Source organism: Planococcus dechangensis, from assembly GCF_042654465.1.
In the GTDB taxonomy this organism is placed as follows: Bacteria; Bacillota; Bacilli; order Bacillales_A; family Planococcaceae; genus Planococcus; species Planococcus dechangensis.
In genome coordinates, this window is record NZ_JBHSGL010000005.1 from 820,292 (window position 1) to 831,187 (window position 10,896).

The following is a 10,896-nucleotide window of genomic DNA, read 5'->3' on the forward strand; positions in this document are numbered from 1 at the left end:
TTTTCTTATACTTCGATAAGCAATTGATGCTGGTCATCCATTGTTAACTTCAAATGTGACCCTGGTGGAATATCTCCTTTGATCAATTCTTTTGCGATGCGCGTTTCGATTTCACGCTGGATAAACCGCTTCAACGGTCGCGCTCCGAAGACCGGGTCAGTTCCCGCTTCAACAATATAGTCGATGACGGAATCCGTAACCTCCAGCGTAATTTGCTGCTTGCTCATGCGTTTTGCGAGTTCCCCGATCATCTTCTTGGCGATACCATAGAAATGCTCATTGGATAACGCGTGGAAGATGACGATATCATCGATCCGGTTCAATAGCTCCGGACGGAAATGCTTGCGCAGTTCCATCATGACGATATCTTCCATATCATGTTCATCGCTCGTGTTGCTAATATGCTGGGAACCGATATTCGATGTCATGATGACGACCGTGTTGGAAAAGTTCACGAGCCGCCCTTGGCTGTCCGTAATTCGCCCGTCATCCAAAATTTGCAGGAGAATATTGGCGACGTCCGGATGGGCTTTTTCAATTTCATCCAGCAAGACGACCGAATAAGGGTTGCGTCTTACCGCTTCGGTCAATTGTCCGCCCTCTTCATAGCCGATATAGCCTGGAGGCGCACCGACAAGACGCGAAACACTATGCTTTTCCATGTACTCAGACATATCGATGCGGATGAAATGATCTTCCGAGTCAAATAAATTTGCGGCCAATGATTTGGCCAGCTCTGTTTTCCCGACGCCGGTCGGTCCGAGGAAAATGAACGATCCGATTGGTTTTTGTTCATCTTTTATGCCGGCACGGGCTCTCCATACCGCCTCTGTGACAAGTTCGACGGCTCTGTCTTGGCCGATGACCCGCTCTTTCAATGTATCGCCGAGGCGCAGTAATTTTTCACGTTCACCTTCGACCAGTTTGGTTACAGGGATGCCGGTCCAGCGTGCTACGATACCAGCAATTTCTTCTTCTGTCACCTCTTCGCGCAGCAAACGTTCGCCACCCTCATGCGCCAGCTCTTGTTCAAGAGATGCCAGTTCTTTTTCAAGCTCGGGAATTTTCCCGTGCTGGAGCATCGCCGCGGTATTCAGATCGTATTTGTTTTCCGCTTCTTCTAGTTGTCGGCGGTACTGATCGAGCTGTTCGCGCTTGTCTTGAATTTTTTTCAAGGATTCTTTTTCTTCATTCCATTGCTTTTCCATGCCTTCATTCGAGGACTTCAGCTCGCGAATTTCCTCACGTAGCGCGGCTAAGCGGGTCTTGCTCGCTTCGTCTTTTTCTTTTCGAAGCGCTTGTTCTTCGATTTCCAATTGCATAAGCCGTCTTGTGACTTCATCAAGTTCTTGCGGCATCGAGTCGATCTCCGTGCGGATCATGGCACATGCTTCATCAATCAAATCGATTGCTTTATCCGGCAAAAAACGTTCCGTAATATAGCGGTCGGACATCGTCGCTGCCGCCACAATCGCACGGTCATGAATGCGTACGCCGTGATGCAGCTCGAAACGTTCTTTCAATCCCCGAAGAATTGACACTGCATCTTCTACAGAAGGCTCGCGGACCATGACTTGTTGGAAACGGCGTTCGAGCGCGGCGTCTTTTTCGATATGCATGCGGTACTCATCTAAAGTCGTTGCCCCGATGCAGTACAATTCCCCTCGCGCAAGCATCGGCTTAAGCATATTGCCCGCATCCATTGCGCCCTCTGTTTTGCCTGCGCCGACAATTGTGTGCAATTCATCGATGAACAAGATGATTTGCCCGGCGCTATCTTTGACTTGTTTCAACACGCTTTTCAAGCGCTCTTCAAATTCACCGCGATATTTTGCGCCCGCGATCAATGCGCTCATATCCAACTCGTAAATAACGCGGTCTTTTAACCCTTCCGGCACGTCATTGCGGACGATGCGCTGTGCGAGGCCTTCCACGATGGCGGTTTTCCCGACTCCGGGTTCTCCGATCAGCACCGGATTGTTTTTTGTTTTTCGTGACAGGATCCGGATGACGTTGCGGATTTCCTGGTCGCGGCCGATGACGGGGTCCATCTTGCCGGATTGTGCTTGCTCTACTAAATTGCGCCCGAATTGTTCGAGAGGCGACTTTTGATCTTCGTTCGGATTTTGAAATTGAACCAATCGAATCACGCTCCTTTAATTGTTTGACCATCTTTGACTAATTTGATTATATGAAATCACGGCGTTTTTTGCAACGTAAACGCTCGATGAAAAAAGCCTATCCGGAGTCAACCGGATAGGCTTTTGAATTCTTTATCTGACGCCGAGTGCCATTTTGGCGTAGCGTGACATATGATCTTTGCTCCAGACAGGTGTCCAGACGATTTTCACGTCGACTTCTTCCACTTCCGGAAGTTCATACAAAGCTGTTTTAACCATTTGGACGATTTGCGGTCCCATTGGGCATCCCATAGAAGTCAACGTCATTGTTACGACGCAGAAGCCGTCCTCTGACAATACGACATCATATACTAGGCCCAAGTTTACGATATCCACTCCAAGTTCCGGGTCGATGACGTTTTCAAGTGCGCCTAATAGATAGTCTTTTGTTTCTTGGTCCATTAAGAATCCCTCCTTTTACTGTTACTAGCTATCTTACCAAACATCGATGAGAATTGACATCCACTTGCTTAAGCCTTCACCTGCACTGCTAGCCAATCGGTAGCAGCTAGCATTCCCTTGCGGCTGACTGCATGGGCAGCTTCGGTCTCTTTCAAGAAAACCAAGCGCTCCGGGTATTCCTGATAATCCTGCTGCAGTGCATGATACAGGCGATTCGTCGGTTCGAACGGAACGGTTGGATCTTTTACGCCGTGCCAGAAAAAAACAGGGCGCCCCGCTAATGCCTGCCGGTTCATGCTAATATCAAAACGCGATAAAGCGCTCAGCATCCCTGACCGTTCTTCTTCGGTGAGCGGCAATTCAAAACCGCGCGACTCGTACTGCCTCATTTGTGCTTTCGCAAGTTCCACGTAATTGCCAGAACCCATCATGACAGCAGCTGCTTTGATCCAAGGATGAGTCGTCAATGCGCCAAGCGTTGTAATGCCGCCCATTGATGTGCCGCCGACTGCCGGTTCTCCTGCTGTCAGACCGCGCTTATGCAGCTCCTCATGCAAAAACCCAAGTTCTTCAATCGAGGTCAAGACAATTTCCCAAAAGCGCAAGCTGATTTGCACCTCATCTTGCGCTTCATCCCGTTCTCCGTGAAGCAGGGCATCTGGCAAAATGACACGAATTCCTTTTTGGGCCAATTGCCAAGCGTAATGAAGATTATGTTCCTTAGCACTCGTGTGGCCATGGAGAAAAATAACAGTCGGCAATGTTCCGCCTAGATGACCTTCTGGTGTAATATGTAAAACAGGGATATGGCCCCACAATTCTTTCTCAACATTCATGCACTTCACTCCTTCCCCTAAATGCTACCAATTTTTTTCGGCACGTGCAAACCATCGGCTGCCGATCAGGTTTTTTTGACGGATGGGCAAGATTATCGCTAAACTGAGGAGAGATAGAAAGGAGCCGGATTACATGAAGCAACATTTAATCGTATTGGATCTGGACGGAACTTTACTGACAGATCAAAAAGACATTTCGACAAAAACCAAACACATTTTAAACAAAGCCAAACTAGCAGGGCATCAAATTATGATCGCTACTGGACGTCCTTATCGTGCTAGTGAAATATACTACCGCGAACTTGGATTGACTACTCCCATCGTCAATTTTAATGGGGCATTCGTCCATCACCCGAATGATGACCTGTGGGGCCTTCACCATACGCCGATCGGCTTGGACGTGGTTCATGAAGTGGTCGAATCTATGCATGATTTCGACTTCCATAATATCGTTGCCGAAGTACTCGATGATGTATACGTCCATCATCATGACGAGAAATTGATGGATATTTTCAGCTTTGGCGACCCGAGCATCACGACTGGCGATTTACGGAGCTATTTGAAAACCGACCCGACCTCCATTTTGATCCATGCGCCGTTCGAAAAAGTCCACGCCATCCATGAGCATTTATCGGCCGTGCACGCAGAAGTGATTGACCACCGCCGCTGGGGAGCGCCATGGCATGTCATCGAGATTGTTCGTTCCGGCATGAACAAGGCAGTCGGCATTGACCGTGTATCCAAATCACTCGGTATCTCAAAAGAACATATCATTGCTTTCGGAGACGAAGACAACGACTTGGAAATGATTGATTATGCAGGAGTCGGAGTAGCGATGGGCAATGCCATTGCCCCATTAAAAAACATCGCAAACGAAATTACCTTAAGTAATAACGAAGACGGCATTGCAGAACTGCTGATGGATCGTTTGAATTTAAAAGTATAAAAGGGGGATTACTTGATGAGATTATTTGCTGACAGTGCTTCAGATTTACCGAAAGATTTTTTTGAGCAAGAACAAGTCGTGTTGTTTCCACTGCGCGTCCATATCGGCGAAGAAGAATACGAGGATATCCGGACCATCGACTCGATGAAAGTGTATGACGCCATCCGCTCTGGCGTCCATCCGAAAACATCTCAAGCATCGCCGGAAGAAATGCTCAAGGCGTTCGAACAATTGGCGAAAGACGGCGAAGAAGGATTTTACATCGCATTTTCATCTGAACTATCCGGCACATATGCAACAGCAGTGATGGTGGCGGATCAAGTGCGGGAAGAACATCCGGACCTAAAGCTGACCATTCTTGATTCCAAAGCCGCTTCACTCGGCTACGGCTTGCTTGTCAAAGAAGCAACAAAACTGCGCAATGATGGCGAAAGCTTGGAAACAATCATAGAAAAAGTCCGCTTCAAGGCAGACCACCTCGAAAGTCTGTTCACCGTAGAAGATTTGGACTATATGGCCAAAGGCGGGCGCATCTCCAAAGGCAGCGCGTTTGTCGGCGGCTTGCTGAACATCAAGCCATTGCTCCATGTCGAACAAGGCAAACTGGTGCCGATCGAGAAATTGCGCGGCCGGAAAAAAGTCATTAAGCGCATGATCGAGTTGATGAAAGAACGCGGACAGGACCTGGACCAGCAAACGATGGCCATCAGCCATGCGGATGATGTGGAATTTGCCAATGCACTGAAAAAAGAAATCGAATCCGCATACCAGCCGAAACACATCGAGATCCATATGGTCGGATCTGTCATTGGCGCCCATACAGGGCCGGGCACGCTTGCATTATTCTTCTTTAACCAAATCGATTGAGGAGTGGACTCGCATGAAAAAAGTGATCATCGTCGGTGCAGTAGGCGGAGGAGCGACTGCCGCTTCGCAGCTGCGCTATTATGATAAAGAAATGGAGATCACCGTGTACGACAGGGATACAACGATGTCGTATGCTGCATGCGGAACGCCTTATGTGATCGGCGGCGTCATTGAAGAGGAAAGCTCGATTATCATGGCAACGCCCGAGCAATTTCAAGACAAGCGAAATATTGATGTATTGCTGGAACATGAAATCATCGAAATCCGCCGCTCCCAAAAACAAGTGCTCGTCCGCAATCTCGCAACGGGAAAAGAATTTACTGATTCATACGATGCATTGATCCTGTCACCAGGCGGCAGCGCCATAATGCCCGAAATTGACGGGATGGACGGACATGTCTTCTCCTTGCGCAGCTATGCGGATATGCAAGCGATACAATCGTTTATCGCTCGCGAAAAACCTTCCCATTGCGTTGTTTCCGGTGCTGGATTCATCGGTTTGGAAATGGCTGAAAACCTCAGTCATTTGGGGCTTGAAGTCGCTATTGTCCATAAGTCTGCTTCCATATTGTCTATTTTGGATGAGGATTTATCCAAGATATTGCAAAAAGAACTCTTGAGCCACGGAATCGATGTTTACACCGATGCGGTGATCGATAAAATTAATGGCAACACGCTCCATCTTTCGAATGGCAAGAAACTTGAAAGCGATTTAGTCATCATGAGCATCGGCTTGAAACCGAACACTTCCCTTGCTGAACAAGCTGGCCTCAGTATCGGCGTGACAGGGGGCATCCAGACCAATGACTTTATGCAGACGGACGACCCATTCATTTATGCGATTGGGGATGCCACGGAAAATGACGACTTTATCACAGGAGACCCGAAGCGCGTACCCCTCGCAGTGCCTGCACACCGACAAGCTTTTATAGCCGCACGGCACATTACCGGCAATCCGATAGCGAAAAAAGGCTTGCTCGGTACATCGATCTTGAAAGTGTTTGATTTGGATGCTGCGATGACCGGCTTGACTGAAACGCAAATCAAAGAAAAAGGACTTTTGGCAAAAACAGTCGTCCATATCGGAAATTCCAATGCAGGCTATTATCCTGATCACAGCAAATTGACCTTGAAAGTCCATTACAATCCGGAGACGAGGCAACTGCTTGGCGCTCAATGCATTGGCGGCAAAGGCGTCGACAAACGCATCGACGTATTGGCGACTGCCATATACGGAGGACTGACAATCGATGATCTGCAGGCACTCGAACTATGTTATGCGCCGCCATTCTCCTCACCGAAAGACCCCGTTAATATGATCGGTTATAAAGCGATAGAGTAAATTCCAGAAACCTAAAAGCCGCGTACAAGGAGATCTCCTTGTACGCGGCTTTTGTTATTGGACTTTGTTCGCTTGCTGCTTTTTCGCTGCTTCATCAGCTTTCCGCTGCTTGCCTTTTCTCCAGACAAACCAAAGGAAGCCCATAAAGACCAGATACATCACTGCAAGAGTGGCGACATAGGCCATATTCAATCCTCTTTTTTCAGTGATATGGTAAGTTTCCACAAGTTCACGGTCCAAGGTTAAGCGGTATTGTCCTTGATCGTTCGGGCGCACTATATCATTTTCGAACAAACCACGAAGCTCCATGCCTTCCCCGATTATGTCTTGATCGAGTGTCAAATTTTTTGTAACCGAAGAGTTGTTGATGGCAATAATCCATCCCTCTTCTTCGTTCGAGCGTTTATAAACCATCCAGCCGTCTTCTTCATGAAGCATTTCAAGCTCTCCAGTGCGCAAGGCTTCAGAGGAATTGCGCAATGAATTCAAATTCGCGATGTAATCGATCAACTCTTTTTCTACCGCTTTGTCCAAAATTTGGTGCGATTCCGGTACTGCTTGCCCGTTCATCGCAGTTTCCGAACCATATTGGACGACTGGAATTCCCGGCATCGTCAACAATTGGGCAAACAACATACGCCAGCGTGTCGGCGGATAGCCTCGTGATTCCACAATGTCCGCAGTAAAACGCGCGCCGTCGATGGAATCCGTCTGGATCAAGTTGCCGGCGGACTGCTCCAACAAGTCCGGCAAGGCACTCAACGGTTGATCAAAGACGCGGTAGCTATTGCGCAACTCTTCTTCTATTCCTGGCTGCACGACAGCATCAAAGCCTGGCAATGCCTCCATTTCCGCATCGGCCAATACATAAAAATCGCCGTCTTGTTTAACGGCAGCGGAAAACTGTTCAACAAATGCCGGACTCAATTCTTCTGACTGGCGCAAACGCACCCCATCAATCGGATAGTCTGTACGGAACTGCTGGAACATTTCAATCAATGCTTGCTGCACTTCGCCATTGCCTGTATCAAGTGCGATTGTTCCATCGCCATTTTCCGAAAACCATTCCGGGTTGGATGATGCCCAATTATGCTCTTCGCTTAAAGTTTGTGTCGGCAAATCGACAATGATTTTCAAGTCGTCAGAATGGGCAGTCTCGATTAGCGACTGGAATTCGTCGGATGTACCAAAATGGCGTTCTAAATTAGCGTAGTCAATCACTTGCTTGCCATCGTAACTCGCTGTCTGGAATACACCGCCGATCGATAGCACAGTGAAGCCCATATCACGCACATGGCCGATCTCACTTTCCATTCCCGCAAAGTCTCCGCCGCTGAATGTTGACGGATCCGTCGCATCCACTTCATAATCATTGTCAATCAGTTTATTAAAATAGCGGTCCACTAAAGCATCGTAAATGCTTTCATCTTCAATCGTGCGGGCCTCTTCAGCCGACACTGCGCCAAAAGATGGCCACAATAAGGCCGCTGCTATTGCCACAATCATACTTTTTCTTTTCAAGTCGGTCTTCCTCCTTCAATGAGGTCAAGTTGCTAGTCACCCGGTCTATTTTATCAAACTCCCTTGGCCGCCGCTATGTCTAGTTCGTGACAGCAAGTTAGTTCGTTGGGAGTTTCGTCTAAACTGTGAAGTACGGTTAACGGCCTTATCCATATACACATACAAAATCCTATCAAAAAACTCCCCTCCCACCATCTGCTGATGCCGATGATGAAAAGAGAGTTTGGTTTACACATTATGCAAAGAAATTGAAACCGATCGGCAATTTAAAGCCCAGGAACATCGTTGCGAGCAAGAACACTACAAACAAGGCCCAGAACAAAGTGACCGGTTTTTGTTTTTTACCGCGGACGAGCACCATTTCCATCATGCCGATGGTCAATAGGCCGAATAGGAATTTCAGGCCGTAAAGCATTGCATCGTATGAAGAATGCGCAATGAATAAAGTCAAGCCTGTAATGATGATCAAGACGTAAAGCAATCTTGTGACCATGTGGAGAATTTTGCGCCCTTTGCTCTCGCGCTGCATAAATGCTGCAACGAGGAAAAGGATGACGCCCAGCACCCAAACGGTAATGTGTAAATGTGTTGTATCAGTTAGAAATCCCAAAAGCTCACCTCATTTAATATAGTCCCCTCAAGTTTACCACAAGCAGGACGGTGAAAAGGGATTCATCCTTATGACAAATGTGTGACGAGTGTCCCGATTGATTGAATCGACACTTTGATCGTGTCGCCGGCTTTCAAAAATTTTGGCGGTGTAAAGCCTTTTCCTACACCTGCAGGAGTGCCGGTCAAGAGTACATCACCTGGCTCGAGCTTTACAGAACGTGAAACTTCCGCGATTAAATCATCGACGCGGCGGATCATGTTTTCAGTATTGCCATTTTGGCGGACTTCGTCATTCACTTTTGTGACAATCGATAAATTCTGCGATTGTGGAATTTCATCTTTCGTGACGAGGTAAGGTCCCATCGGGCAGGACCCCGGCAAACTTTTGCCTAGGAAGTATTGCTGATGCTTCTCCTGCAAGTCGCGCGCTGTCAGATCGATGGCAATCGTGTAGCCAAACACATAATCGTAAGCCATCTGTTTTGGAATCTTGTATCCAGCCTTTCCGATGACTACAGCGAGCTCGCCTTCGTAGTCATACGAATCTGTCACATCTGCGTGTGCTGAAACCGTCTCTTCGTCAGCTGCAATGCTATTGGCCGCTTTTGTGAAAACGACCATTTCAACAGGAGCCTGTCCGCCCATTTCTTCAGCATGGTCCGCATAGTTTTTACCGATGCAAATAACATTTTTCGGCGGTTTCGGAATCGGTGCAAGCCATTCGATTTCTGAATAAGAGTGTTTGAATTGCTCAGGGCTTTCCGATTGGACAGCCGCTTCCGTCAATTTGCGGATCTGTTCCACAAACTCCATCCCTTGCGACACTCCGTCAATCAGCTTTTCCGGAAACTCCGGCAACACATTCAGCTGCTCTTGGATAGCGAGGACATCCCACACGGCTTCTTCTTTTTTTACTTTTGGTCCAAAACGTTCTTCACCTTGAAAGCGGAACGATAGAAGTTTCATTCATCAAACACTCCTTTTCTATGATTGCATTCATTATACACATTCATCGTTTTGAATTGTTGCTTTTTTCAAAATTATTTCCGTAAGTCCATCGGCGCCACAGCATTTCGAGGGGGCCCCGTTGGAATTTAGCGAACCATAATTCTGCAAAAATCAATTGGATGGCAAAGATGCCGAGTGCGATTAAAGTTCCGGTCAACAAATCAACTTGGCCATATAATCCAAAGCCGAATGAATAAAAGATCATTGTCGCAAGAATCGATTGGGTGATATATGTCGTCATCGACATTCTGCCGACCTTGATCAACGGCGACATTGCTTTTCTAAAGCCAGCTGCCTGCGACATTAAGGCGATAACGGCTGCATAGCCGATTGCGACGAGCGGCCCGCCGAATATTTCCTGGACGTATTGAAAGGCATAGTTTTTATCAAACAAATAAGGAAAGGATTTCAGCAGCAGGCCGACTGATAATGTGCTGATTGCAAGCACCATCCATGTTTTTCTCTTGTCAGCGGCCATTTCAATCAGGCGCCATTTAGCCGCCGCTGCACCGACCATCATCAATGGCAAAATAGTGATGACCAAAACGATAAAACTGAACGGATTATTGACATAGTACCAATCCGTTAGCCGGCGGCTGAAAATTTCAACGAAGCTGCCGGATTGATAAGCCGTAATCGACCGCTCTGCCTCTTGGTAGCCGATGTAAATATTCGGGTCCACCATGACTGCCATAAACATGATCGCGGTAAACAATAAATGTGGCAGTGCATAGAGCAGTACGCCAAGCCCCAGCAGCCATCCTGCTGGCAAGCGCAACATGCCAATGAGCAGCAGGCCCATAATGGCGTAAGTAATCAAAATATCCCCGTACCAAATCAAGAACGCATGGACAATACCGAATGCCAGGAGCACCAATAGGCGTTTAACAGCGACGGGCATAAAGGGCTGTCCGATTTTCTCGGCCTTCAAAAACTGCATCATCAGGCCATAGCCGAAGAGCATGGCAAACAGCGGATAAAAACTCGCTTGGACGAATATATCTAAGCCCGTAAAGATCGCTTGATCCGTGTTGCCGCTGAACCATTTGTACGGATCGATATAAGACAACGGGGTATGAAATGCCAACATATTGATGAGCAAGATACCGAGAAGTGAAAATCCTCTCATCAAGTCGATGGCTTCCACCCGTTCATGTAAAGATATTGGCTGTAATCTCAAAA

Annotated in this window: 10 protein-coding genes; 3 read left to right on the top strand and 7 right to left on the bottom strand. The window is 47.5% G+C overall.

Features of this window, described 5'->3' with window-relative positions; translation table 11 throughout:
* Positions 1 to 5: 5 nt before the first annotated feature.
* From ACFO5U_RS07340 to ACFO5U_RS07350, 3 genes are all read right to left on the bottom strand, one after another.
* On the bottom strand, positions 6 to 2,141 hold the full coding sequence (locus ACFO5U_RS07340; protein ID WP_377277997.1) for an ATP-dependent Clp protease ATP-binding subunit: 2,136 nt from the start codon (positions 2,139 to 2,141) through the stop codon (positions 6 to 8).
* A gap of 132 nt (positions 2,142 to 2,273) precedes the next feature.
* Positions 2,274 to 2,582: a metal-sulfur cluster assembly factor gene (locus tag ACFO5U_RS07345; protein WP_377277999.1), complete on the bottom strand. Its 309-nt coding sequence runs from the start codon at positions 2,580 to 2,582 to the stop codon at positions 2,274 to 2,276.
* Positions 2,583 to 2,650: 68 nt separating this feature from the next.
* On the bottom strand, positions 2,651 to 3,418 hold the full coding sequence (locus ACFO5U_RS07350) for an alpha/beta fold hydrolase (RefSeq protein WP_377278000.1): 768 nt from the start codon (positions 3,416 to 3,418) through the stop codon (positions 2,651 to 2,653).
* Positions 3,419 to 3,551: 133 nt separating this feature from the next.
* Here ACFO5U_RS07350 and ACFO5U_RS07355 point away from each other — a divergent pair, with 133 nt between their 5' ends.
* From ACFO5U_RS07355 to ACFO5U_RS07365, 3 genes are read left to right on the top strand one after another with little or no spacing between them, the layout of a single operon-like run.
* On the top strand, positions 3,552 to 4,364 hold the full coding sequence (locus tag ACFO5U_RS07355; RefSeq protein WP_377278002.1) for a Cof-type HAD-IIB family hydrolase: 813 nt from the start codon (positions 3,552 to 3,554) through the stop codon (positions 4,362 to 4,364).
* 15 nt (positions 4,365 to 4,379) lie between these two features.
* Positions 4,380 to 5,231 carry a DegV family protein gene (locus ACFO5U_RS07360; RefSeq protein ID WP_377278003.1) on the top strand — a complete coding sequence of 284 codons (852 nt, stop codon included), beginning with the start codon at positions 4,380 to 4,382 and terminating at the stop codon, positions 5,229 to 5,231.
* Positions 5,232 to 5,244: 13 nt separating this feature from the next.
* Positions 5,245 to 6,573, top strand: coding sequence for a CoA-disulfide reductase (locus ACFO5U_RS07365; RefSeq protein ID WP_377278005.1), 1,329 nt, complete (start codon positions 5,245 to 5,247; stop codon positions 6,571 to 6,573).
* Between the two features lie 54 nt (positions 6,574 to 6,627).
* On the opposite strand, the gene ACFO5U_RS07370 is transcribed toward ACFO5U_RS07365, so the two are convergent.
* The 4 genes from ACFO5U_RS07370 to ACFO5U_RS07385 all read right to left on the bottom strand — a co-directional run bounded on the left by ACFO5U_RS07370 (position 6,628) and on the right by ACFO5U_RS07385 (position 10,894).
* Positions 6,628 to 8,094, bottom strand: coding sequence for an alpha-amylase family glycosyl hydrolase (locus ACFO5U_RS07370; protein WP_377278007.1), 1,467 nt, complete (start codon positions 8,092 to 8,094; stop codon positions 6,628 to 6,630).
* 235 nt (positions 8,095 to 8,329) lie between these two features.
* Positions 8,330 to 8,704 (bottom strand): YisL family protein, encoded by a 375-nt coding sequence (locus ACFO5U_RS07375; RefSeq protein WP_377278009.1) that lies wholly within the window; start codon positions 8,702 to 8,704, stop codon positions 8,330 to 8,332.
* Positions 8,705 to 8,772: 68 nt separating this feature from the next.
* Positions 8,773 to 9,672 (bottom strand): fumarylacetoacetate hydrolase family protein, encoded by a 900-nt coding sequence (locus ACFO5U_RS07380; RefSeq protein WP_377278011.1) that lies wholly within the window; start codon positions 9,670 to 9,672, stop codon positions 8,773 to 8,775.
* A gap of 43 nt (positions 9,673 to 9,715) precedes the next feature.
* A complete protein-coding gene (locus tag ACFO5U_RS07385; protein ID WP_377278013.1) occupies positions 9,716 to 10,894 on the bottom strand; it encodes a DUF418 domain-containing protein in 1,179 nt (392 codons plus the stop codon).
* Between the last annotated feature and the right edge of the window lie 2 nt (positions 10,895 to 10,896).

Coding starts and splice junctions, on each gene's coding strand:
- ACFO5U_RS07345 (WP_377277999.1), bottom strand. CDS start 2,582: ATGGACCAAGAAACAAAAGACTATCTATTAGGCGCACTTGAAAACGTC.
- ACFO5U_RS07350 (WP_377278000.1), bottom strand. CDS start 3,418: ATGAATGTTGAGAAAGAATTGTGGGGCCATATCCCTGTTTTACATATT.
- ACFO5U_RS07355 (WP_377278002.1), top strand. CDS start 3,552: ATGAAGCAACATTTAATCGTATTGGATCTGGACGGAACTTTACTGACA.
- ACFO5U_RS07360 (WP_377278003.1), top strand. CDS start 4,380: ATGAGATTATTTGCTGACAGTGCTTCAGATTTACCGAAAGATTTTTTT.
- ACFO5U_RS07365 (WP_377278005.1), top strand. CDS start 5,245: ATGAAAAAAGTGATCATCGTCGGTGCAGTAGGCGGAGGAGCGACTGCC.
- ACFO5U_RS07380 (WP_377278011.1), bottom strand. CDS start 9,672: ATGAAACTTCTATCGTTCCGCTTTCAAGGTGAAGAACGTTTTGGACCA.